The sequence below is a fragment of the Marivita sp. genome (assembly GCF_020055675.1).
In the GTDB taxonomy this organism is placed as follows: domain Bacteria; phylum Pseudomonadota; class Alphaproteobacteria; order Rhodobacterales; family Rhodobacteraceae; genus Marivita.
The window spans coordinates 1-24,332 of the sequence record NZ_JAIPUS010000031.1 but is presented as its reverse complement, the minus strand read 5'-3'; the positions used below and the strand labels follow the sequence as shown (position 1 = coordinate 24,332).

22 protein-coding genes, 1 tRNA gene and 1 pseudogene are annotated in these 24,332 nt (G+C 61.5%); 11 read left to right on the top strand and 13 right to left on the bottom strand.

The genetic code is table 11. From position 1 onward, the window contains the following. Positions 1-430: 430 nt before the first annotated feature. Both LCF59_RS15160 and LCF59_RS15155 read right to left on the bottom strand, forming a co-directional pair. Positions 431-505, bottom strand: a tRNA-Asn gene (locus LCF59_RS15160). Between the two features lie 71 nt (positions 506-576). Continuing rightward, positions 577-1,491 (bottom strand): MBL fold metallo-hydrolase, encoded by a 915-nt coding sequence (locus LCF59_RS15155; RefSeq protein ID WP_292288458.1) that lies wholly within the window; start codon positions 1,489-1,491, stop codon positions 577-579. A gap of 90 nt (positions 1,492-1,581) precedes the next feature. Between LCF59_RS15155 and LCF59_RS15150 the strand changes: the two genes are divergently transcribed. Further along, positions 1,582-2,880, top strand: coding sequence for an ATP-binding protein (locus LCF59_RS15150; protein WP_292288457.1), 1,299 nt, complete (start codon positions 1,582-1,584; stop codon positions 2,878-2,880). Positions 2,881-3,029: 149 nt separating this feature from the next. Continuing rightward, positions 3,030-3,473, top strand: coding sequence for an acyl-CoA thioesterase (locus LCF59_RS15145; RefSeq protein WP_292288456.1), 444 nt, complete (start codon positions 3,030-3,032; stop codon positions 3,471-3,473). Positions 3,474-3,549: 76 nt separating this feature from the next. Here the strand turns inward: LCF59_RS15145 and LCF59_RS15140 are convergent, their stop codons facing one another. From LCF59_RS15140 to LCF59_RS15105, 8 genes and pseudogenes are all read right to left on the bottom strand, one after another. Next, positions 3,550-4,668, bottom strand: a complete 1,119-nt coding sequence (locus LCF59_RS15140; protein WP_292288455.1) for a hybrid sensor histidine kinase/response regulator — start codon at positions 4,666-4,668, stop codon at positions 3,550-3,552. Between the two features lie 184 nt (positions 4,669-4,852). Next, on the bottom strand, positions 4,853-5,668 hold the full coding sequence (locus tag LCF59_RS15135) for an FIST signal transduction protein (RefSeq protein WP_292288454.1): 816 nt from the start codon (positions 5,666-5,668) through the stop codon (positions 4,853-4,855). Positions 5,669-5,865: 197 nt separating this feature from the next. Continuing rightward, positions 5,866-6,084, bottom strand: a pseudogene (locus tag LCF59_RS15130) (response regulator transcription factor); the annotation flags it as partial. 2 nt (positions 6,085-6,086) lie between these two features. Next, on the bottom strand, positions 6,087-7,376 hold the full coding sequence (locus tag LCF59_RS15125; RefSeq protein ID WP_292288453.1) for a branched-chain amino acid ABC transporter permease: 1,290 nt from the start codon (positions 7,374-7,376) through the stop codon (positions 6,087-6,089). Continuing rightward, on the bottom strand, positions 7,373-8,383 hold the full coding sequence (locus LCF59_RS15120) for a branched-chain amino acid ABC transporter permease (RefSeq protein WP_292288452.1): 1,011 nt from the start codon (positions 8,381-8,383) through the stop codon (positions 7,373-7,375). The genes LCF59_RS15125 and LCF59_RS15120 overlap by 4 nt, the downstream gene beginning before the upstream one ends. 88 nt (positions 8,384-8,471) lie before the next feature. Then, positions 8,472-9,302: an ABC transporter ATP-binding protein gene (locus LCF59_RS15115; RefSeq protein WP_292288451.1), complete on the bottom strand. Its 831-nt coding sequence runs from the start codon at positions 9,300-9,302 to the stop codon at positions 8,472-8,474. Then, entirely contained in the window at positions 9,299-10,078 is a 780-nt protein-coding gene (locus LCF59_RS15110; protein ID WP_292288450.1) for an ABC transporter ATP-binding protein, read from the bottom strand. Before LCF59_RS15110 ends, LCF59_RS15115 begins: the two co-directional genes overlap by 4 nt. Before the next feature lie 91 nt (positions 10,079-10,169). Further along, complete coding sequence (locus LCF59_RS15105) at positions 10,170-11,366, bottom strand: ABC transporter substrate-binding protein (RefSeq protein WP_292288449.1); 1,197 nt, start codon at positions 11,364-11,366, stop codon at positions 10,170-10,172. Positions 11,367-11,703: 337 nt separating this feature from the next. Here LCF59_RS15105 and LCF59_RS15100 point away from each other — a divergent pair, with 337 nt between their 5' ends. Next, the gene (locus tag LCF59_RS15100; RefSeq protein ID WP_292288463.1) at positions 11,704-12,765 is read left to right on the top strand and encodes a PQQ-dependent sugar dehydrogenase; all 1,062 of its coding nucleotides are present in this window, start codon (positions 11,704-11,706) and stop codon (positions 12,763-12,765) included. Positions 12,766-12,923: 158 nt separating this feature from the next. On the opposite strand, the gene LCF59_RS15095 is transcribed toward LCF59_RS15100, so the two are convergent. Beyond that, entirely contained in the window at positions 12,924-13,928 is a 1,005-nt protein-coding gene (locus tag LCF59_RS15095; protein ID WP_292288448.1) for a GlxA family transcriptional regulator, read from the bottom strand. A 171-nt stretch (positions 13,929-14,099) separates the two neighbouring features. Between LCF59_RS15095 and LCF59_RS15090 the strand changes: the two genes are divergently transcribed. After that, a complete protein-coding gene (locus LCF59_RS15090; protein ID WP_292288447.1) occupies positions 14,100-15,470 on the top strand; it encodes a class II 3-deoxy-7-phosphoheptulonate synthase in 1,371 nt (456 codons plus the stop codon). A gap of 157 nt (positions 15,471-15,627) precedes the next feature. Here the strand turns inward: LCF59_RS15090 and LCF59_RS15085 are convergent, their stop codons facing one another. Beyond that, positions 15,628-16,194, bottom strand: a complete 567-nt coding sequence (locus LCF59_RS15085) for a PAS domain-containing protein (RefSeq protein ID WP_292288446.1) — start codon at positions 16,192-16,194, stop codon at positions 15,628-15,630. 169 nt (positions 16,195-16,363) lie between these two features. On the opposite strand from LCF59_RS15085, the gene LCF59_RS15080 reads away from it, so the two are divergent. The 7 genes from LCF59_RS15080 (at position 16,364) to tsf (ending at position 23,691) form a co-directional block, all read left to right on the top strand. Further along, positions 16,364-17,254: a YicC/YloC family endoribonuclease gene (locus tag LCF59_RS15080; RefSeq protein WP_292288445.1), complete on the top strand. Its 891-nt coding sequence runs from the start codon at positions 16,364-16,366 to the stop codon at positions 17,252-17,254. Between the two features lie 3 nt (positions 17,255-17,257). Then, on the top strand, positions 17,258-17,899 hold the full coding sequence (gene gmk, locus LCF59_RS15075; protein ID WP_292288444.1) for a guanylate kinase: 642 nt from the start codon (positions 17,258-17,260) through the stop codon (positions 17,897-17,899). Continuing rightward, positions 17,896-18,417, top strand: a complete 522-nt coding sequence (locus LCF59_RS15070; RefSeq protein ID WP_292288443.1) for a gamma carbonic anhydrase family protein — start codon at positions 17,896-17,898, stop codon at positions 18,415-18,417. Before gmk ends, LCF59_RS15070 begins: the two co-directional genes overlap by 4 nt. Before the next feature lie 93 nt (positions 18,418-18,510). After that, entirely contained in the window at positions 18,511-19,812 is a 1,302-nt protein-coding gene (locus LCF59_RS15065; protein ID WP_292288442.1) for a HupE/UreJ family protein, read from the top strand. 188 nt (positions 19,813-20,000) lie between these two features. After that, positions 20,001-21,641 carry an ABC transporter substrate-binding protein gene (locus LCF59_RS15060; RefSeq protein WP_292288441.1) on the top strand — a complete coding sequence of 547 codons (1,641 nt, stop codon included), beginning with the start codon at positions 20,001-20,003 and terminating at the stop codon, positions 21,639-21,641. A gap of 259 nt (positions 21,642-21,900) precedes the next feature. Then, the gene (gene rpsB / locus LCF59_RS15055; protein WP_292288440.1) at positions 21,901-22,743 is read left to right on the top strand and encodes a 30S ribosomal protein S2; all 843 of its coding nucleotides are present in this window, start codon (positions 21,901-21,903) and stop codon (positions 22,741-22,743) included. 72 nt (positions 22,744-22,815) lie between these two features. Next, positions 22,816-23,691, top strand: a complete 876-nt coding sequence (gene tsf / locus LCF59_RS15050; RefSeq protein WP_292288439.1) for a translation elongation factor Ts — start codon at positions 22,816-22,818, stop codon at positions 23,689-23,691. 378 nt (positions 23,692-24,069) lie between these two features. On the opposite strand, the gene LCF59_RS15045 is transcribed toward tsf, so the two are convergent. Next, a partial coding sequence (locus LCF59_RS15045) for a hypothetical protein (protein WP_292288438.1) occupies positions 24,070-24,332 on the bottom strand: 263 nt, incomplete at its 5' end.

Here is a 24,332-nt window from a genome sequence, read left to right as displayed (position 1 = left end):
AAAACTCGGCGACTTTTGCTTCCTCTACTACGGGCATTTGGTACAGTGACGTTAAGTACCTCTGGCAAGGTTTTTGCTAACCCACTGGTATCGTTCAATCAGATGGAAATCGGAGGCATTCCCTTCGTCTCCGCCGTTTAAGGTTCATGAAGCGCCCAAGACGTCAAAATGACCTTAGATTACAATACTACTCTGGTCTCGACTATGAGCGCCACAGATCGCCTTGCAAGCGCGTGACAGCGAATCTCAAGTTACTCCTTCACAGGACCGACGTTCATTTGCTGATGATGGCTACGCTAGGGCGTCAAATCACGCGAACGCCCTAAGAGCAAATCAGCTTCAACTGCCTACTATTTGCCTATTAACGCCAAGTGCCCCAGAGCTATCTTTCGCAAGATGTCTCGTAAACCTTTGATCTACTGGGGGATTTTGGCTCCGGCGGTAGGGATCGAACCTACGACCAATTGATTAACAGTCAACTGCTCTACCGCTGAGCTACGCCGGAACACGAGGGTTCGTTTAGCAACAGTCTTGGCGGGCGTCCAGAGGGTTTGGTGAAAAAAGTCGGTTTCGGGGTTAGGTCAGAGAAAAAACCGCCCTCTCCGAGAGGTGATCAATCGGGGTGACCCGGTTTTTACCATGCAGATCAATGAGATGCGCCAGGACATTGCGGGTGGCGGCTGGCAGAAGCGCGGGGGGCGTATCGACATAGATCCGCGCGGCGAGGGTTGCGCTGGTGGCGGGGCCCTCGGCGAGCGCCTCAAGGATCTCGGCCTCGCGCGACAGGCGGTGCCTGATCAGCCAATCGAGCCTCTCGGCCGGGGTGTCGATCGGGGCACCATGGCCGGCATGGAAGATGCGCCAATTGCTCTGTTGCAGGCGGCGGCAGGAGGCCATGAAATCTGTGAGATCGCCTTCCGGCGGAGAGACAAGCGAGCTGGCCCAGCCCATCACCAGGTCACCGCAGAACACGGCATCGCCGAGCGCAAAGCACAGGTGGTTGCCGAAATGACCAGGGGTGTGGAGCGCCGTGAGGCTCCAGTCCGCCCCCTCCACCACATCCCCATCGGCCAGGGTTTCGTCCGGGGCAAACTCTGCATCGACGCCTTCACCGCCGCCGACAAGCCCACCTTCCGCCAAGCGCTGCATGACGGCGCTTCGCCCGCCCATGGCATCCGAAAAGGCATGGATCGGCGCCTTTGTTGCAGCGCTCAAGGCCCGGGCCAGCGGCGAATGATCGACATGCGCATGCGTGACGAGGATCGCGGTTACCCGTGCCGTGCCAATGGCCTTCAGAAGGGCGGCGAGATGGGCCGGATCATCCGGGCCGGGGTCGATCACGGCAAGATCACGCTGCCCCACAAGATAGCTGTTGGTCCCCCAAAACGTCATCGGTGACGGGTTCGGGGCCAAGACGCGGCGGATGTTCGGGCCAATGCGTTCGGCGATGCCGGGCGTTGGGGGATATCCAGTCTGGGGATCGGGTATCATGCGGGCGACAGCAGCAGGACCGCTGGCATAATGCAAGGCCTGCGGCTTGCGGACATTCCGTTTTCTGTCGCGGTAGCGTAGCGTGGCCGCATGACATTCGAATGGCTCAAACGCTACATGCCGGACGGGCTTTACGGCCGTGCGGCGCTGATCCTGGTTCTTCCGGTCGTGACGCTGCAGCTTGTTGTGTCGGTGGTGTTCATCCAGCGGCATTTCGAGGGTGTGACCGAACAGATGACTCGCGAGATCGCGCGTCAGATCAACACCGTGCTCGATCCCGAATGGGACGACGACGCGCGGCTTGCAGAGCGTCTGAGCCTCGATTTCCTGCCGACCTCGGCGGCGCAGGTGCCGGAGGCGCATATTCGCCGCTGGTATGATTTTTCAGGGATCGTGGTGATCCGGACCCTGGACCAGCATGTGGTCGGGTTTCAGCGTGCCCACCTGGTGGACGACTGGACCGTCCATATCTGGGTGCAGCGCGGAAATGAGCCTGTCCAGATGATCGAGTTCAACCGCAAACGCGCGTCCGCGTCAAACCCGCATCAGCTTTTGGTGAACATGGTGGTTTTCGGCGCGCTCATGACACTGATTGCCTACTTGTATTTGCGCAACCAACTGCGCCCGATCAAGCGGCTCGCCAAGGCCTCCGAGGCCTTTGGGCGGGGGCGGCATGTCGCGTATTCGCCATCGGGTGCGATCGAGGTGCGGGCCGCAGGACACGCTTTTCTGGACATGCGCGCCCGGATAGAACGGCAGATCGAACAGCGCACCATGATGTTGTCCGGGATCAGCCACGACCTGCGCACGCCCCTGACCCGTCTGCGTCTGAGCGTGTCGATGCTGGACGACACAGAGCGCGAACCGCTGGAACGCGACATCGACGACATGCAGAAATTGATCGACGCGTTTCTGGATTTTGCCCGTGGCAATGCCGACAGCGCGCAACCGGAACCCACCGATATGCCGGGGTTCGCGCAGGAAATCGTCGATGATTGCGCCCGCGCGGGGGTGCCGGTGTCACTGGTCGATGTCGACGGGGCAGGGCAGGTCACCCTGCGCCAGACCGCGTTGCGCCGCGCCTTGGAGAACCTGATCGGAAATGCCGAACGCTATGGCACGCATTGCGAGGTCTCCGTGGCGCTGACCGAGAAATCACTGCGCATCCGGGTCGAGGACGATGGGCCGGGAATCGCCGCTGGCCAGAGGGGTGCCGCGCTGCGCCCTTTCGTGCGGCTGGATCCGGCGCGCAATCAGGATTCCGGGACAGGTGTCGGGCTGGGCCTTGCCATCGCGGCGGATATCGCGCGCGGACACGGGGGCGTGCTGCGTCTTGGTGTCAGCGAGACGCTGGGCGGACTGCGCGCCGACATCGTCATCGCGCGATAAGACACCACACAGCGCGATCTGCATACAGGAACGGCTATTTTTTCGGGCAACCTGCGCGAAAATTGTTGAAAGAACCATCTCGTATGTAGGATGAAATGGTACACGGGTGCATACCGACCCGAAATCGCAACCAAGACAGGACGCCTGTGATGCCGGCTTACACCTATGTGAATGACGTGATGCTGCGCGATTGCGAATCGTCGGGGATCGTTTTCCTGCCTCGATATTTCGAGATGGTACATACAGTCATCGAGAATTGGCTGGACGAGGCGCTTGATTGGCCGATCAGTCAGGTTCAGGGCAGCAATGGCTTGTCCTTGCCTTTCGTGAATGTCAGCGCGGAGTTTCCCGCGCCCAGCCGGCTTGGCGATCGTTTGAAATGGCGCCTCACGGTCCGTGAGTTGCGGCGCAGCAGCTTGCGGCTCGAATTGACTGGAAGCACGGGCGCAGAGACGCGGGTCGTGGTGACCGGCACGCTGGTTCTATCCGAGGCCCTGGCCCTGCGCGCGCGGCGCTGGCCCGACGCGATTGCCGAACGCATCCGGGAGTTCCAAGTGGTCCCGGATGCCACAATTGGCAAGGTGGCTGAATAGCGGCGTCTCAGGCGTCTTGTGCCGCGGCATAAAGAAATTCGACAAGCTTCGTCCGATCCAGCGGTTTCAGCAGAAGCTAGACGCCCAGACGCTTGGTTTCATGTCGTAATTTGACCGACCTCTCTGCCATGACGATGGCGCAGGGCAGGCGGCCCAAACGCCGCGTCAGTTCCTCGAAAAGCTCGGTTCCGCTGGCCCCATCGCCAAGCTGGTAATCCAGAAGCAGCGCGTCAGGGGTGATCTCGAGATCCTCCATCAATTGCAGCGCGCTTTCGGCCTCTTCGCTTTCGATCACGCTGACGCCCCAGTTTTCGATAAGAATCGACATCGCACGCCGCAATTGCGGATCGTTTTCGACCAACAGCATGATCAGCCCGGACGCCCTGAGCGCGGTTGCAGACGCAGACCGGGCCTTGGCCGGCCGCACCGGATCGAAGCGCCGGGCAATCGCCACGTTGAGCATGAAGCACGACCCGCGCCCCGGTTCGGACCAAAGACCCAAAGGGTGTCCCAATCGCGCGCAGGCCCGTTCGACAATGGCAAGACCGAGGCCCAGGCCGTCATTGTTGCTCGCCTTGGCGTCCAGCCGATGAAATTCTTCGAAAATCCGGTTCTGATCCTCCTCGGCGATGCCGGGCCCGGTGTCCCACACCTCGATCCGGGCAGAGTCGCCATTTCGGCGCGCACCGACGACGACCCGCCCGGTTTCGGTATAGCGGATCGCGTTGGTCAGAAGGTTCTGCACGATCCGGCGCAGATAGGCGGGGTCGGAGTCCACCACTTGCGAGCTGTCCACGATCCGCAGCGACAGGCCTTTTTGCGCGGCCAGAAGATCCATCTCGTCGCGCAGGGGATCGAAAATTTCGCGCAGGGCAACAGGGCGGATGTCAAAACTCGGGCCGTCGCCTTCAAGTTTCGAGATATTCAGCAAGGCGTCGATGATTTGTTCCGCCGCACCAAGCGCGGTTTCGGCTTTGTCCAGAACCGTCTTTTCATCCGGCGTGTCGATCTTGTCCGACAAGGACGCCATGAACAGTTTTGCCGCCGACAAGGGCTGCAGCAGGTCATGGCTTGCGGCAGCGACAAAGCGCGACTTCGAGGCGTTGGCCCGTTCTGCCGCTCCAGGCTGTCGCTGGGATCGATCAGGGATATCTCCGGTCTCGGCCTCATCCGGGAGCAGGGGGATAAATGGCAACACCGGTCAGCGTCTGGTTCACGTGCAGGCCACCGGTCTGTTCGCCATAGGTCGAAAACCCGACCACGCGATGCGCCCGAAGCACGTCCGAGACCGCGCAGGTTTTCTGGAGGCGGCCCGCTTCGATCCGGCGCAGAATGCAGTCGCATCCAAGGATGAACTCGGGGCGGGTGTGCTTGGCCAGTTACTCCAGCCCCCGATCCAGATGGTCGACAATTTCGTCATGCGTGGCAAGGGTCAGGACCATGCCTTCGTTGATCGCCGAGAAGAAGACCAGATCATGGTTTGCCTTTACCTGCCGGATCGCGCGGACATGGTGCGTGTCGCCCAGACGGACCACAACGGGATGCGCGGCAAAGGTGAATTGATCCAGTTGATGCGGGTCCAGGCCCAAAAGCCGAGCGTATTCCAGCGCGGCCGGCTCGGCGTTGATTTCGTGCACGATACGCCCATCGGGCGACGCCGACGTGACCACCATCCGGGCCTCCGTGGGGATCTGGTGATCGAGGCTGAAGACACGCACCGGCCTGTCGCACCGCGCCACCATCACGATGGCGGCGTTGCGCAGGACCACGCCTTTCCGGGCAAGCCATGTTTGCGCAAAGCGCGCACCGTCACCGGACGAGCCGCCAAAAAGCGGTGTTGGACCAAGCGAGGCGGACAGAAAAGCGGTCAGTTGCTCTTCGCGAAGGCTCAAGCCGTCAGCCATCAGGAAAGCGAATTCCGAGGACCAGTCCAGGGTTTTCTGAGCAAGTGCCAAACGCGTTTCGATCAAGGCGCCCTCGATATCCTCTTCGGTGATCCGATCAAGGCTCTCGATGGCATAGGTCGTGATGCTGAAGTGGGCTTTGCGGAATGCAACCGCGATGATCTGCTGGTCTTCATAACCTGCGCGGCCAATCTCGCTCGCGGTGGTGCAGGCCACGACATCCGTGTCAGAGAACAAACCGGATGTCACCGCGATCAGGTCATGGAACGCCGCATCCGGTGACACGAACAAACAGACGAGATCGGACGGTCCGGATCCGAGCTGAGCAGCGATTTGACCCGCGGCATCCTGAGCGTCACTGGGAACCTGCGCGACAGCAATCGCCTCTGGCGCGGCCTCGCCGCCTCACGGCGATCTGCGCGAGGAAAAACCCTGCTCCCTTCCACGATCCGGTTCCCAAATGTTGGCTGCCGGACATGATAGGAGCATCACGCTTGGCTTGGCAATACCCGGTTGAAGCGCGCCTCTTGCGCAATGAGCACGGCTTGCGTTCGGCTGTGAACACGCAGCTTGCGCATGATCGCGGTGACATGCGCCTTCACGGTGGTCTCGGCGATCGACAGGTCATAGGCGATCTGCTTGTTCAGCTTGCCTTCGCAGGTCAGGTTGAGAATCCGTGCCTGCTGATTGGTCAGCGTCGCCAAGCGCGTCATCGCTCCGGCAACAACCCCCGCGGGTTCAGTCGCAGAACAAGCAGCAGGATCACACCCATGGTCAGCAGCCGCATGTGCTGCACGCTGTCCAGAAGATGCCCCTTGAGCCAGGATCCGTCCGACAGCCCCGACGTGATGCCGCTCATCACGAGCTGACCCATCGGCTCCACCTGGACCCAGAGAAACCAGATCAGGAACCCGCCCAGCACCGCGCCAAGGTTGTTGCCCGATCCACCGACGATCACCATGACCCAGATCAGGAATGTATAGCGCAGCGGCTGGTAACTGCCCGGTGTCAGCTGGCCGTCGAGCGTCGTCATCATCGCGCCCGCGATACCGCATATGGCCGATCCCAGGACAAAAACCTGCAAGTGCCGCGCGGTCACGTTCTTGCCCATCGCGCGGGCCGCTGTCTCGTTGTCCCGGATCGCGCGCATCATGCGGCCCCACGGGCTGTTGAGCGCAAGCTGCGACAGCACCAGAAGGATGACCAGAACTGCCGCGAACAATAGCCCGTATTCCAGTTTCACGTAGAGTGTCGAGGCAGTTGTCGGGTCGATACCGAAATCCGCCGCACGCTCGACGAACGCCGGATCATTTTGCAAATCCACCTCGTTGGGCACGGGGCGCGGCAGGCCGATCACGTTCTTCACGCCCCGCGCCATCCAATCCTCGTTCTTTAGGATCGCAATGACGATTTCGGCAATGCCCAGCGTGGCGATTGCAAGATAGTCCGACCGCAACCCCAGCGCCGTCTTGCCGATGACCCATGCCGCGCCAGCCGCCAGAACGCCCCCGACCGGCCAGGCCAGCAACACGGGCAGGCCAAGCCCGCCCAGATAGCCTGTGGACGCGGAATCGATCGACTCGACCGCCTCGACTGCCGGATCTAACACCATGCGGTAGATCACCAGACCGACCAGCAGCACCGCCGCCGTGGCCCAGCCGCGCAGCGTGCCGGACGTCCGCGACCAGACCAGCACGGCCGCCACGATGCTTGCCGCCCCCAGCGTGAGCCCCAGCAGGATGCCGCCCCCCCCGGCCTGCCAGGCCGCACCGACAGGCGGCATGGAGACCAGCACAACCGCCAGACCGCCCAGCGCCACGAACCCCATGACCCCGACATTGAACAGCCCCGCAAGGCCCCATTGCAGGTTAACACCCAGTGCCATCACCGCGCTGACCAGCCCCATGTTGAGGATCAGCAGTGCAGAATTCCAGCTTTGCAGCACGCCCGTCCCAAGGATGAGACACGCCACGAGGGCAAAGAGCAGAAAGGTCCTCATAGAGATTTTCCCCGGAATAGGCCGGTTGGCCGGAACAGAAGCACGATCACCAGGATGACGAAACTGATCGCGAACTTGTATTCGGTGCTCAGCATCTGCATCAAGCCGTCGGGCTGCAGCGCGGGGGGCATCAGATATCCCAGCACCTTTTTCCACGCATAGGTGATCCCGACCTCGGAAAACGCGATGACGAACCCGCCGGCAATGGCACCGAGCGGGTTGCCCATGCCGCCCACGATGGCGGCGGCAAAGATCGGCAGAAGAAGCTGGAAATACGTGAATGGCTTGAACGATTTGTCGAGGCCATAAAGCACCCCGGCCACCGTGGCGAGCGAGGCCACGATAAGCCATGTGACCAGCACCACGCGCTCGGGATTGATCCCCGACAACAGTGCAAGGTCCTCGTTGTCGGAAAAGGCGCGCATGGATTTGCCGGTGCGTGTCTTGTTCAGGAACCAGAACAGGATCGCCACGACCACGATCGCGGTGATCACCGTGATCACCTGGCTGGTGCGCAGCGACAGACCTTCCGCCAGCCCGGTCATCTCCTTGAAATCACGCGCTGATATCACGAAGCGTTCGCCATCGGCAAAGCGCTGGTCATCAGGGCCGATGATGATGCGCGTGAAGCCGTTATAGATGAACATGACCCCCATCGACACGATCACGAGGATCACCGGTTTGGCCTTCTGCGCGCGGTAGAACCTGTAGACATAGCGGTCGGTCAGAAGCACGATTCCCGTCGCTCCCAGAATGCCGAAAGGGATTGCCAGCAGCGCAGTGGGGAAGGGGCCAAGGCCGACACCCATCGCCTGCAATCCCCATGTTGTCAGGACCGCGAACATGGTCCCCACCGCCATCGTGTCGCCATGGGCGAAATTGGAAAACCGCAGGATGCCGTAGATCAGCGTCACCCCAAGCGCACCAAGCGCCAGCTGGCTGCCATAGGCAATCGCCGGGATAAGTACGAAATTGGCCAGTGCCACGAAGCCGTTCAAAAGGTCCATGTCGCCCTCGCTTCGCCACTCTTGCACCGCCGTCCCGGCATCTTCTCTTCAAAAATATGCAATTTCAACATCTCCACCCGCGCTCTCGTCAGCCGCCAAGAAAGGATCGGCGCACATCCGGATCTGCCAGCAACTCCTTGCCAGTGCCGGAATAGCCATTCGCACCCTGAACCAGCACATATCCCTTGTCCGCGATCTCGAGCGCCTGGCGCGCGTTCTGCTCCACCATGAGGATCGAAATGCCGGTCCGCGCCACTTCGATGATGCGGTCGAACAGTTCATCCATGACGATGGGCGAAACCCCTGCGGTCGGTTCGTCCAGCATCAGCAGCTTGGGCTGGGTCATCAGCGCCCGGCCCACGGCGACCTGTTGGCGTTGACCCCCTGATAACTCTCCCGCCGCCTGGTTTCGCTTTTCCCTCAGGATCGGGAACAGTTCGTAAACCTGCTCCATCGAGGACCGGAAATCGTCCTCGCGGATGAAGGCCCCCATCTCGAGGTTCTCCTCCACCGTCATCGAAGTAAAGATGTTGGAGGTCTGCGGCACGAAGCCCATGCCGTGACGAACACGGGCCTGCGGGGTGAGCTGGGTGATGTCCTGACCATCCAGCAGCACGCGGCCCTGGCGCAGGTCGAGCATGCCGAACACCGCCTTCATCGCCGTCGACTTGCCAGCCCCGTTGGGGCCGACGATCACCGCGATTTCGCCGCGCTCAACTTCAATGGTGCAATCATGCAAGATATCGGGGCCGGTCTTGCCATAGCCGCCGGTCATGTTCTCGCCAACCAGGAACGGTCCCTGCTTGCCCGGCATCGGGTTCGGCTGCGTTCCCGCAGGTGTCAGCCTGCCTTGTCCGTGCGGATTGGTGACAGAGGCGTCTGTGTTGCCGCGATCGTCCTGGTACGGGTTGCCGCTCATAGGGCCACGTCCTTGTTCTTCAGCCCCGTGCCCAGATAGGCCTCGACCACGCGCTCATCGGCTTTTATCTCGTCAATCGTGCCTTTCGAGAGAACCTTGCCCTCGGCCATGACGATCACCGGATCGCACAGCCTGCCAATGAAATCCATGTCATGCTCGATCATGCAGAAAGTATAGCCGCGCTCGGTGTTCAAGCGGATAATCGCGTCACCGATGGTGTTGAGCAGGGTGCGGTTCACCCCCGCACCGACCTCGTCAAGAAAGACGATTTGCGCGTCGACCATCATCGTGCGGCCCAGCTCCAGCAGCTTCTTTTGCCCGCCAGAGACCTGTCCCGCCTTGTGGTCGGCCAGATGCTCGATCGTCAGGAATTCCAGAACTTCGTCCGCCTTGGCGCGCAGCGCGCGTTCCTCGTCGGCGATCCGCTTGCGTCCGAACCACGTGTTCCACAGCGTCTCGCCTGTTTGACCGCCTGGCACCATCATCAGGTTCTCGCGGCAGGACATGGAGGCGAATTCATGCGCGATCTGGAAGGTCCGCAAAAGGCCCTTGTGGAACAATGCATGCGGCGGCAGCCCGGTCACGTCTTCACCTGCCATGAAGACCTGGCCGGATGTTGGTTTCAGAACGCCCGCCACGACATTGAAAAGCGTCGTTTTTCCAGCGCCGTTCGGACCCACGAGACCGGTTATGGTTCCGGTTTCCACGGTCAGGTTTGCGCCATCAACCGCGCGGAAACCACCAAAATGGCGATGCAGGTTCTTGACCTCGATCATACCTTATCCACTGCGTGAACAATGCCTCTGAAAATATTGAAACGGCGCAGAAATTCTGCGCCGTTTTTGGTTATGGTCTTTCTGGCACGGCTCAGCGGTAGCCCACGACTGTCAGCGCGCCATCTTCGACCAGATATTCGGCGTAGCTGCCGGCCGCTTCTCCCGATCCGACGAATTCAACCCCTGTCGCCCCCTGGTAATCCACGTCGCCGCCATCGGCCAGGATTTCCAGCGCCTTGGCAAGCTCACCGGGCATGATCGTCTCGCCCGGGGCGTTGGCGACCATCTGGATCTGGTCGACATAGTCGCCCGGCTCGCTCGACCCGGCGGCGGCCATGGCCAGCAGCATCAGCGCGGCCGCGTCATAGCTTTCACCTGCATAGACGCTGGTGCCGTCGATGCCTGCGGCCTCGGCCATTTCCGCAAATTTCGCGGTGCCTTCGTTGTCGCTGCCCGGCGCGGTGCCGATGGTGCCGTCAAGGTCAGACCCGAACGCGTCGGTCAGCCCGTCACCGATCATGCCGTCGCCCAGTGCAAACATGTCGAATGCACCGCTGTCGAGCGCGCCCTGGATCACGCCAGCGCCGCCCTGATCGACATAGCCCAGCACGACCAGCGCATCACCGCCGGCAGAGGCCAGAGCCCCCACTTCGGCCGAGTAATCCGCTTTTCCGTCCTCATGCGGCGCGGTCAGCGTGACGGTGCCGCCTGCCTCTTCGAAGGCTGCTTCGAACGCGTCGGAAAAGCCCTTTCCGTAGTCGTTGTTGGTGTAGGTCACCGCGACCGAGGAGATGCCCTTGTCATTGAGGATCTGGGCCAAGATCTGGCCCTGGCGGGCGTCTGACGGCGCGGTGCGGAAGAACAAGCCGTTGTCTTCGGCTTCGGACAGGGCCGGAGAAGTTGCAGAGGGCGAGATCATGACCATGCCGTTCGGCACCGCCACATTCGCCAGGACCGCGCCAGTGACACCCGAACAATCGGGGCCCATCATCGCCTTGATGCCGTCGCTGGTTATCAGGCGTTCCGCCGCAGCGGTTGCCGCCGCGCTGTCGACGCAGGTGGAATCGACGCGGACCGGGCTGACTGTCGCGCCGTCAAGCAGCATGCCGCTGTCGGAAACTTCCGTGATCGCCATCTCGGCGCCGGTGGCCATCGCCGGGGAGAGGGATTCGATTGGCCCGGTGAAGCCAAGGATGATCCCCATCTTGATGTCGTTGGTGTGGCTGCCGGCAAAGGCACCGCCGGCCATCAGGGCACAGGCCGCCGTGGCTGTCAGAATTTTGTTCATGTTTCACTCCCATGTTGGAACATTGTGATGTCCAGCCCGAACGATATGCACAGTTCGGCAAAAAGAAAAGGCCTGAGACGCCGCATATGGCGATCCCTGACCCCAAGGTTTTCAGGGGGTTAGTCATGCGCGTTGTTTCAGTGGCGACGCGGCGTTTGCAGGTTTTCGCGGTCACGTCTGTGTCAGCGGACTTGCCCTTGCGTCAAGTCTCGCCAGTATAGGCCCGTAAGCTGTTGAAGCGAGGTGTCATATGCCAATTCCGAGACCTGTTGTCCCGTCGTTCGTCCCGTCGGTCGTCCTGTCACTTGTCCTGGCCACCGCGCTCATGGGCACGGCCATGGCGCAAGTGCGGTCCGACACGATTACCACCCGCGCAGGGGAGGTCACCGTGTCTGCCGTCGTGACGGGGCTCGACACGCCTTGGGCCTTCGGGTTTTTGCCCGGCGGGGACATCGTGCTGACCGAACGCGACGGCCGCGTCCTGATCGTCGCCCCGGGGCAGGGCGTGGCGGTGCTGCGCAACCCGCCTCAGGTGCATGTCAACGGGCAGGGCGGTTTGCTGGACGTCTTGGTGCCCCGTGATTTCGCGCAGAGCCGAGAGCTGTTTTTCACCCATGCCAAACGGCAGGGCGGGGCAAGCGGGACGGCTGTCACACGGGCGGTCCTGACCCCGGATGGCATTGCACTGATGGATCATCGCACCATATTCGAGATCGAACCGGGAAGCCGCGGCGGCCGTCATTTCGGCGCGCGGATCGCCGAAGCCCCCGATGGCACGCTGTTCTTGACGGTGGGGGACCGTGGAGACCGCCGGTCCGCGCAAGACCGCAGCCTGCACAACGGCTCGGTTCTGCGGATCAAACGTGACGGCTCGGTCCCTGATGACAATCCGTTCGTGGGGGCAAGCGGCGTGCAGCCTGAAATCTGGTCCTACGGCCACCGCAACCCGCAGGGCGCGGCCTTTGATGCCGAGGGCCAGTTCTGGGTGAACGAACACGGCGCGCGCGGCGGCGACGAGGTAAACCGGATCGTGAAAGGCGCGAATTTCGGCTGGCCCGTCATCGCCTACGGGCAGCACTATGCCGGCGGGCGTATCGGCGAGGGGACCGCGAAAGAGGGCATGGAACAACCGCAGACCTATTGGGACCCCTCCATCGCCCCGTCCGGCATGACCTTCTACTCCGGCAACATCGACGGCTGGACCGGCGATATGTTCGTTGGCTCACTCAAGTTCGACTACGTCGCGCGGCTCAGCGGTTCCCCCCTGCAAGAGGTCGAACAGATCAAGGGCGAAAGCACGCTGCGCGTGCGAGACGTGCGGCAGGGCCCGAACGGCGATCTGTGGTTCCTGAGTGTCGGCAACGGGGCGCTGTACCGGATGGGCCTGCCGAATAGCTGAGCGCCAGACCGCATGCGCATCGGAAAAATGACCAAGACGCACCCTGGCAGGACCACAGGCGGCAAACGCCGTATGAAAGGGCTGCGAAATGTCGCGCGCCGGGGACTGCCTGCGATACAGCCTGTCCGATGCGGGGATCGGTTTGCCGGGTCTCGGACCTACACTGATATCCGCGAGGCATGCGCGCCGCGCTCTCGGTAGGGTGTAGTTTCGTAATGCGCCCGGTAGCACTTGGAGAAATGCGAGGGCGACGCGAATCCGCAGGCCAGCGCCACGTTGATGACGCTCATGTCGGTTTGCATCAGCAGATTGCGCGCCTTTTGCAGGCGCAGTTCCATGTAGTACCGCTTCGGACTGCGGTTCAGGTAGCGGCGGAACAGACGTTCGAGCTGCCGGGTCGACATGCCGACCTGCTGGGCGAGGATCGACGGGCTGATCGGCTCCTCGATATTCTGCTCCATCATCTGGATCACCTTGCTGAGTTTCGGGTGACGCACGCCGATGCGGGTCGGCACGGACAGGCGCTGGGTATCCTGGTCGGTCCGGATGGAATTGTAGATCAGCTGGTCGGCCACCGCTCCGGCCAGCTCCTCGCCGTAGTCGTCGGCAATGATCTTGAGCATGAGGTCCACCGACGCCGTGCCGCCCGCGGTGGTGATGCGGTTGCCGTCCACGACAAAGATCGACTTTGTCAGCTCGACCTCGGGAAATTCCTCGGAAAAGCTGTCCTGGTTTTCCCAATGGATCGTCGCACGTTTGCCGTCCAGCAGGCCTGCCGTGGCAAGCGAATGGGCCGCGGTGCAAAGCCCTGCAACCGACAACCCGCGACGCGCTTCCCGGCGCAGCCAGTTGATGATGCGCCGCGTCGTGGCGCTTTGCACGTCGATGCCGCCACACAAAAGCGCCATGTCATCGCGGTTCAATTCGATCAGATCGGAATCGAGCTTGAACGACACCCCCGCGGAACAGGTCACTTCTTCGCCGCCCTCGCCGATGATTGTCCATTCGTAAAGCTGACGGTTTGCCATGCGGTTGGCGATCCGCAGTGCTTCGACCGCAGCGGCAAAGCACAGCATGGTGAAATCCGGCAGCAGAACGAAGACGAACCGGCGCGACCTTTTCGGCACGCGGTCAAGCTCGACAGTTTGGCGTGTGGGTAACATACAAGTCCAACTTTTAACTTTGCCCGGCGGCAGTTCGCAGAGCAGAAGGTCAGAAGTGGATGGCAGGGTCAAGCGGTCACGCAACGATTCCTGTCTGGTCAGACAAGGGCGCATTCGCTATATCGGGCGCGCTGACGTAGAGCGACGTGAACATCAATCGGAGTAGAGACGATGACCGAGTGGCATAAATCTGGCTGGCGCACGAAACCGCGGGTGCAGATGCCTGACTATACGGACCCGGCCAAGCTCGAGGCCGTGGAGGCCCAGCTGTCCAAGTATCCGCCCTTGGTCTTTGCCGGCGAGGCGCGCACGCTCAAGAAGGAACTGGGGGCCGCGTCGCGCGGCGATGCCTTTTTGCTTCAGGGCGGCGATTGCGCCGAAGCCTTCGACCAGTTCAGCGCGAACGGGATTCGCGACACGTTCAAGGTGATGTTGCAGATGGCGATGGTGCTGACCTTCGGCGCCAAGGTGCCGGTGGTCAAAGTGGGGCGCATGGCGGGCCAATTCGCCAAGCCGCGCTCCGCACCGACCGAGACCGTGGACGGGGTCGAATTGCCGAGCTACCGCGGCGACATCATCAACGACCTGCCGTTCACCGCAGAGGCCCGCATCCCCGATCCGGCGAAGATGCTGCAAGCCTACACGCAGGCGGCCGCGACGCTGAACCTGCTGCGCGCGTTCTCGACCGGTGGGTTCGCGGACGTGCACCAGGTCCATGGCTGGACACTCGGTTTCACGGAAAGCGAAAAAGCCTCGAAGTACCGGGATATGGCGAACCGGATCAGCGACACGCTGGACTTCATGAAAGCGGCCGGTGTCGACAGCGACCGGGCGCACACGTTGCAGACGGTGGACTTCTACACCAGCCATGAATCGCTCCTGCTGGAATACGAAGAGGCGCTGACCCGTCAGGACTCGACCTCTGGCAAATGGCTTGCCGGCTCCGGTCACATGATCTGGATTGGCGACCGCACCCGGCAGCCCGATGGTGCGCATGTGGAATTCGCACGCGGCGTCCTGAACCCTGTCGGACTGAAATGCGGCCCGACCACAACGGCCGAAGACCTCAAGGTGCTGATGTCCAAGCTGAACCCCGACAACGAAGAGGGCAAGTTGACGCTGATCGCCCGCTTCGGGGCCGGCAGCGTGGGGGAACACCTGCCGCGCCTTATCAAGACCGTGCAAGAGGAAGGCGCCAACGTCACCTGGGTTTGCGATCCGATGCATGGCAACACGATCAAGTCCTCGACAGGGTATAAAACCCGTCCGTTCGACTCGGTCCTGCGCGAGGTCAAGGAATTTTTCGCAGTCCATAACGCCGAAGGCACGGTTCCGGGCGGGGTTCATTTCGAGATGACCGGTCAAGATGTGACCGAATGCACCGGAGGTGTCCGGGCGGTGAGCGAGGAAGATCTGAGTGACCGCTATCACACGGCCTGCGATCCGCGACTCAACGCCTCCCAGTCGCTGGAACTGGCGTTCCTCGTGGCCGAAGAACTGACCGCGCGGCGCGAGGCTCAAGTGGCTGTCAAAGCGGGCTGACGCGACCGGGGGTCGTATTGAAGGCGGCCGGGCGGGTCCGAATGACTGCCCGGCCGTTTTAGATTTTGCAGATGTGTTTTCTGCCCGGCCACCGTTCAAAGCGCTGACAGACCGGTTTTTCTGATGCCCCGGCACGAGTGGCGGGACGCAGCACCCCTCAGGTATTGTCGATCACCAGCCTCAAACCGCCCGAGTTGCGGTGCGGCGCGACAGGACCGCAATTCACCGGATGTTCCTGCGTCTCCGCAAGATCGAACCGGCGCGCGCCGGATGCGGCACCTCCCTCGGCCACGATACCCCCGAGAAGATGGGCAATCCGGCCCTTGTGGTCCAGCAACGGATAGAGATGCATCTGCGCCACCGCATCGGTCTTGACTAGCGTCAGGCTCAGCATCGCGCTTTGGTCAAAGCAGCGCGCCAAGACATCATCGAATTCGACCCGCGCTTCGGGCGTCAGAAATACCGACAGGGGCATCCCGACAAGATCAGCGCCCAGGATGCCATTTACCGCGCCCCCGGTGATGCGCACCCGCGCGTGGTGCGGCCCGACGCGATCCACGAGGAACGCGTATTCCAGCGCGTCCTGAATTGCGCCCGGATCAATCGCCGCACGGCGCGGCACGCCGCCTCGTGCGGCGAGGCTGTGCCAATAGGCATCCAGTATCCGAAGCGCCCGCGCACCGTGCTGTTTTGTCCGTTCCGCGACCAGTGATCCATTGTGCATCCTGTCGGCTCCCATCCCGATCCTATGACAGGAGCCTACCACATTGCTGCCGCAATTCGGACGCAGTTCTTAACAGATGGTTAACACCCGCAGGTCCGACGCGGCTTGCATCGGCAGGGCGCAGCGCGTAACCCGATTTGCGACATTCAAAAGCTTCAAGGGGGACAGCATGCGCCAATCCATGACCGGCTTTGCCTCGGGGCAGGGGGCGGCGCTGGGGCTGGCCTGGTCCTGGGACGTTCGCAGCGTCAATGCACGCGGGCTGGATATACGTGTGCGCGTGCCGGACTGGATTGACGGGCTTGAACAGGCGCTGCGCGCTGCACTGACCAAACGCCTGTCACGGGGCAACGTGACCGTTTCGCTGCGGCTGCATTCGGCGGGGGCAGAAGCGACGCAGGAACTGAACACTGCGCAATTGGCGCTGGTTTTGGACGCCATGCAACGGATCGAACATGAAGCGATGATGCGCGGTTTGGCGCTGACCGCGTCGACCGCGGCTGACGTGATCACTGTGCGCGGCGTGATGGACATCCCGCAACACCAGGCCGATCCGACCGAACTGCGCACCGCGCTCATGGCAGATTTCGCGCCGGTTCTCGACAGTTTCGTCGCCGCGCGTCAAGCCGAAGGCGCGGCGCTGTCGCAGGTGCTGACCACCCAGATTGACCGGATCGCGGACCTTGTTGCGCAAGCCGGAACGGTTGCCGCGGCGCGCAAGGACGAACAGGTCGGGAAAATGCGCGCGGCGCTTGCGCGCGTGATCGAGGCGCAGGACAGCGTCGATGAACAACGCGTGGCACAGGAACTGGCGCTGATCGCGGTCAAGGCCGACGTGACAGAGGAAATCGACCGGCTGCGCGCGCATGTCGATGCGGCACATGCGTTGATGGCCGCGCAGGGCGCGGTGGGCCGCAAGCTCGATTTCCTGATGCAGGAATTCAACCGCGAAGCCAACACGTTGTGTTCCAAGGCGCAATCCGCGGCCCTGACGGCTGTGGGGCTGGAGTTGAAGACCGTGATCGAACAGATGCGCGAACAGGTTCAGAATGTGGAGTAGGACATGACCGACCGACGTGGATTGCTGATCATCTTGTCCTCCCCCTCCGGCGCGGGCAAAAGCACTTTGTCCCGGCAGCTTCTGGACTGGGATGACAGTTTGCGCTTTTCGGTCTCCGCCACCACGCGCCCGCCACGCCCGGCCGAAGTGGACGGCAAAGATTACCATTTCCTGAGCGAAGACACCTTCAAGCGCGATGTGAACAATGGCGACATGCTGGAACACGCGCATGTCTTCGGCAATTTCTATGGCAGCCCGAGAAAACCGGCACAAAAGGCGATCGATGCCGGGAATGACGTGCTGTTCGATATCGATTGGCAGGGGGCCCAGCAGATCGTCAATTCATCGCTGGGGCCGCACACGCTGTCGATCTTCATCCTGCCGCCCTCGATCAAGGAACTGGGGCGCAGGCTGGAGGCGCGCGGGCAGGACAGCCCGGAGACCATCGGCAAGCGCATGCTGAAAAGCTGGGACGAGATAAGTCACTGGGGCAGCTATGATTTCGTTCTGGTCAATGACGATCTGGACCAGACCTTCGAGAACCTGAAAACCATCGTGACAGCCACGCGGTTGCGCCGCCTGCAACAACCGTGGCTGGTGGATCATGTACGCAAACTGCAGGATGAATTCGAGGACCTGAAATGACACTTTATACCCTTGACGGGATCGCCCCCGACATTGCCGAAGACACCTGGATCGCGCCCGACGCAAACCTGATCGGGCGGATCATCATCGAAGCCGCGGCAAGCGTCTGGTTCTGTGCCACCCTGCGCGGCGACAATGAGCCGATCACAGTCGGCACGGGCAGCAATATCCAGGAAAACTGCGTGCTGCACACCGATATCGGTTACCCGCTGATCATCGGTGCGGGCTGCACCATCGGCCACAAGGTGATGCTGCATGGCTGCACCATCGGGGAAAACTCGCTGATCGGGATGGGCGCCACGGTCTTGAACGGGGCAAGGATCGGAAAAAACTGCCTGATCGGGGCAGGGGCGCTCATCACCGAGGGCAAGGAAATCCCGGACGGGTCGCTTGTCATGGGGGCGCCGGGCAAGGTGGTGCGCCAACTGGACGACGCCGCCATCGAGGGACTGCGCAAGAGCGCGCGCGGCTACCAGGCCAACATGCGCCGGTTCCGCGCCGGGTTGCAGCGCGTCTGACGCCGATACCTGCATGGTTTCCTGAAACTTTTGCTTGAAGCCACGCGTGACTGCATCACCCTTGCGTCAACCAAAAGCCAAAGGACGTGCGCGATGAAAGCCATCTGGGTCAGTTTGTGTTTGCTGTTTGCGGCAACCCTTGCCGCCGCTCACGAGGTTCGCCCCGCGATCGGCGACCTCCTGGTTTCGGAGGGGCAGGTCCAGATCACCCTGACGCTGAACGGTGAAGCGCTCGTCGCGGATGTCAGCCTCGAGGGGATCGACGACACCAATGCGCTCGAAGCCTCGGAGCAACTGGACCGATTGCGCGCGCTGGAACCGGATGCGCTGCGGACAGAGCTTGATCCGCGCATGCCGGGCTTTGTCGACAGCCTGAACGTGACGGCGGGCGACGATCCGGTTGATCTTGCCGTGACCGGGATCGACGTGGCCGAGGTGGGCAACACCGACCTTCCGCGCGACACGGTACTGACCCTGCAAGGTCCGCTGCCCGACGGCGCCGATACAATCGCCCTGACATGGCCGGCCGCCTATGGCGCGCTGGTGTTGCGTCAGCAGGGTGTCGACGACCCGTATACCGGCTATCTTGAAGGGGGCCAATCGAGCGGTGACATCCAGCTGGGCGGCGGCGACGCGGCCGGCGGCTGGACAACATTTGCGGATTATATCCCGGTGGGGTTCGATCATATCCTGCCCAAGGGTTTGGATCACATCCTGTTTGTGCTTGGCCTGTTTTTCCTGTCCACGCGATTGGCGCCGCTGCTTTGGCAGGTAACGTCGTTTACCCTGGCCCATACTGTGACGCTGGCCATGGCGGTACTGGGCATCGTGTCGGTCCCCGCCAGCCTCGTGGAGCCGCTGATTGCCGCCTCCATCGTCTATGTCGCGGTGGAAAACATCGTCTCGGACAAGCTGCATCGCTGGCGCCCCTTCGCGATCTTCGGCTTCGGCCTGTTGCACGGGTTGGGCTTTGCCAGCGTGCTGGGCGAATTCGGCTTGCCCGAGGGGCAGGTGATCCCGGCGCTCGTCGGCTTCAACATCGGGGTTGAACTGGGACAGCTCACGGTGATCGCGATTGCCTTCATCATTGTCTGGTACGCGATCCGGGTCGATCGCGGCCAAGCAGACGTTGCGCCCGCGCAGGCGCTCTATGCGGTGCTGGCAGTTCTTCTTGGCGGCGCGGGTTTTGCGATGAACACGCCCGGGTTCCAGGATGTCATGGGCGCCCCGGCGATCGTGTTCTTCTGGCCGTTGGCGGCGCTGTCGGTGCTTTGCGCGGTGTCTGCGACGATGGTCGATCACCTCGATGCGTATCGCCGTTTCGTGGCGATTCCAGCGTCGGTGGCGATCGCTCTGGTCGGCAGCTACTGGTTCGTGGAGCGGGTGTTTCTGTGACCTGAACCCGGCTGCTAACGCACCATTCGACGGCACACGCGCAACAGCAAGGGCCCCGATCCGTGCCGTTTTGCTTGAAAATCCGTGGATCAAGCTACAACATGGGGAGCAATGATCGCAAACAAGGCGCCTGACGACAACGACAGCCGGACGCCTTTTCCTTTATCACCCTGATTGACGAGATATCGATGCACAGTTTGAAAAACGTTCATCCCGCAGCCCATAGCTATGCCCAAGAGGTTGCAGACGGCACATTGTCCCGACGCGACTTCCTGACCCGCTCGACCGCGCTCGGCGTGACGGCCGCCACGGCCTATGGCCTGCTTGGCATGTCGAAACCTGCCAAGGCGGCCGCGCATGCGCAGGCGGGCGGAACCCTGCGGATCGAATCCAACCTCGTGGCGATGAAGGATCCGCGCACCTTCGATTGGCCGCAGTTGTCGAACTTCACACGCGGTTACCTTGAATACCTCGTCGAGTATCAGATCGATGGCAGCTTTGCGCCGGCTCTGCTCGAAAGCTGGGAGGCGAATGAGGACGCGACGGAATACACTCTGAATGTCCGCCCCGGCGTGACCTGGAGCAATGGCGATCCGTTCACGGCCGAGGACGTCGCCTTCAACATCGCCCGCTGGTGCGAACGCGAGGTCGAGGGCAATTCGATGGCGTCGCGCATGGAATCGCTGATTGACCCAGACACCTCCATGGCCCGCGACGGCGCGATCACCGTCGTGGATGATACAACCGTGCGTCTGAGCCTGAACCAGCCCGATATCACCATCGTCGCAGGGTTCTCGGATTATCCGGCGGCCATCGTGCACCAAAGCTTCAACGGCGATCCGCTGGACAATCCCATCGGCACCGGCCCGTACCGGCCCGAAGAATACAACGTCGGCATTAACGCCGTTCTGGTCCGCAACGAAGGCCATGACTGGTGGGGAGAGGGCGCGTATCTCGATCGGATCGAATATATCGATTTCGGCACGGAACAGGCCGGGATCGTTGCCGCCGTGGATTCCGGCGAAGTGGACATGGTCTACGAATCCATCGGTGAATTCATTTTGATGATGGATGGAATCGGCTGGACCAAGTCCGAGGCGGTCACCGCGAACACGGTGGTCATCCGGCCCAACCAGGAGGCCGAAATCAACGGCATGAAACCCTACGCGGACGCGCGTGTGCGGCGTGCCCTTGCCATGGCAATCGACAATCAGGTGGCACTCGAGCTTGGCTTTTCTGGCAACGGCCGGGTGGCTGAAAACCATCACGTTTCGCCGATCCATCCGGAATACGCCGAGATTCCGGCGCCCGTGCACGATCCCGAAGGCGCATATGCGCTGATGGAGGAAGCGGGTATGGCCGATTTCGAGCACGAGCTGATCTCTATCGACGACACCTGGCGCAAGAACACAAGCGATGCCGCCGCCGCGATGCTGCGTGACGCAGGCATCAACGTCAGACGCACCGTTCTGCCGGGATCGACCTTCTGGAATGACTGGATCAAATATCCGTATTCCACCACCGACTGGGCGCAGCGCCCGTTGGGGGTTCAGGTGCTGGCGCTTGCCTACCGTACGGACGAGCCGTGGAATGAGTCGGGGTTCTCGAACGATGAGTTCGACACGCTGCTGGCCGAGGCCATGTCCATCGCCAATGCCGATGAACGCCGCACGGTGATGGCGAAACTGCAAACGATCATGCAGGACGAAGGCGTGATCGTTCAACCATACTGGCGGTCGATCTACCGTCACCACGCGCCGAACGTGGTTGGCGCGGAAATGCACCCGACCTTCGAGATTCACGTGGCCAAGCTCGGCTTCGCTGCCTGATCCAGACCCGTTTTCCCTGCACGGCGCCAAACCGCCGGGCAGGGGATGTCCGCTGCAAGCCGCGCCGATGACAGGTGGGGCGTGACCCGGCATTTCCCGCACGCAATGGCTTGCGCCCATCCCGAAGCATCGCTATACGCACGTCACTGACACCGCAGGCGGGGTCGGGCCTTTGGGGGAGACATCCTCAAAAGTCCACCGGTTGTCCCCGATGGGATGATACCCCCGCCGAGGATTGAAACCGGAAAGGATAACGACAATGGCTCTTCCAGAGTTCACATTGCGCCAACTGCTTGAAGCAGGCGTTCACTTCGGCCACCAGACGCAGCGTTGGAATCCCCGCATGGGCGAGTTCATCTACGGCGCGCGCAACGGCATCCACATCATGGATCTTACGCAGACTGTCCCGATGCTCGACGCAGCATTGAACGTGATCCGCGAAACCGTGGCCAAGAACGGCCGCATCCTGTTCGTGGGTACCAAGCGTCAGGCCCAGCAGCCGATCGCCGAAGCTGCAGAAAAATGCGCACAATATTACATGAACCACCGTTGGCTGGGCGGCACGCTGACCAACTGGCAAACCGTGTCCAAGTCGATCCAGCGTCTCAAGAACATCGACGAACAGATGGAAGGCGGCGCCGAAGGTCTGACCAAGAAGGAACGTCTGGGCATGGAGCGCGAGCAGGGCAAACTGCAAGCGTCGCTCGGCGGGATCCGCGAAATGGGCGGTGTGCCGGACCTGCTTTTCGTCATCGACGTCAAGAAAGAGGCGCTCGCTGTCGCCGAAGCCAAGAAGCTGGGCATTCCGGTCGTCGCGATCGTGGACACCAACTGTTCGCCCGATGGTGTGGATTACATCGTTCCCGGCAATGACGATGCCGCGCGTGCGATCAGCCTGTACTGCGACTTGGTCTCGCGCGCCGCGCTTGATGGCATGACCGCGCAGATGGGCGCTGCCGGTGTCGATCTTGGCGCGCTCGAAGAAGCCCCGGTCGAAGAAGCCGTCACCGAAACGCCAGTGGGCGGTGTCTCGGACGAAGCCGTGCACGACGATGCAAAGGCGAAAGACGCGCCTTACGAGCTGGCGAACAAGGAAGGCTGAGCCTTCATCTGCATGTGATGCGAGGCGGGCATATCCGCCTAGCAACCCAACACATATTTGAGGAGAGCCAAGATGGCGATCACAGCTGCACAGGTCAAAGAACTGCGCGAAATGACAGGCGCTGGCATGATGGATGCCAAGAAGGCGCTGGTCGAAACAGATGGCGACATGGATGGCGCGGTTGATTGGCTGCGCACCAAGGGTCTGGCCAAGGCGGCCAAGAAATCCGACCGCACCGCGGCCGAAGGCCTCGTGGCCGTGAAGGTCGAGGGCGGCAAGGGTGTCGCGGTTGAGGTGAATTCGGAAACCGATTTCGTCGGCAAGAACGCCGATTTCCAGGCCATGGTTGCCTCCATTGCCGAGGCCGCCATGACGGCGTCGGATGTCGAAGACCTCGCGACCAAGGATGTCGGCGGCAAATCCGTGTCCGAGACGATCACCGACAAGATCGCGACGATCGGCGAGAACATGTCGCTGCGCCGCATGGCCTCGATCGAAGGCACCCAGGTCGTGTCTTACGTGCACAATGCCGCGGCAACTGATATGGGCAAGATCGGCGTTCTGGTCGCGCTCTCGAGCGAGAATGAAGCCTTCGGCAAGCAGGTTGCGATGCATATCGCGGCTGTGACCCCGGCGTCGCTGTCCGAAGCGGATCTCGATCCGGCCGTCGTCGAAAAGGAACGTCAGGTCCAGATCGACATCGCACGCGAATCCGGCAAGCCCGAGCAGGTCATCGAAAAGATGATCGAGGGTCGGATGAAGAAATTCCTCGGTGAAGTCACACTGCTTGGCCAGTCGTTCGTGGTGAATCCCGATTTGACCGTCGGCGCCGCCGCCAAGGAAGCCGGTGTCGAGATCACTGGGTTTGTCCGCCTCGAAGTCGGTGAAGGCATCGAGAAGGTCGAGGAAGATTTCGCAGCAGAAGTCGCTAAGGCGGCTCAGGGTTAATTTCCGCGCCAGAACATGACGTGGCGAGCGGCGCTGTCTGAATGGACAGCGCCGCTTTTCGTTACAACTTTTCGTTACAACAACACCGGGCACGTTTTGGGGACGCGCCACAACCTGGTGACGGATTATGGATCACGGGATGGATCCGCGCCGCGAAACACCAAGTGTCTTGAAAGAGGTCCACAGAGCCACAGAAATACATGCGGATGCGGACCTCACGTTCCTTGGCCATAATTGCCACCACTCACGGAACGTCGCGATTATGCCACCTTACGCGGCGTCAAGAAAGTCTGGATTTCCCGGGCTTACATTTTTTCACGTCCTGCGCGTCACTGGCGCACATTTATTGCGCACAGGTTGCCAGAGACAAGGCGCGGATCATCGTTTGTTTGCAAATCGGACGAAGCAAAGGCGCATTTTGTCTGCGCCCATGATCTGCGAATTATTTACATAATACTGATTATACGTAATCTTGATGTGGCCGCAAAGCGATAATGTCACCCATGGGCAAAGCAGAAGTGTCACTCTCTTCGCATAACGATGTGAGGATGAGCGGACATGGGATGGGTGATGATGAGCGAGCGCGAGTTGAACCGCGTGGAAGTTTTGGCGCAGGTCGATGATGGTCGGCTGAGCGTGGA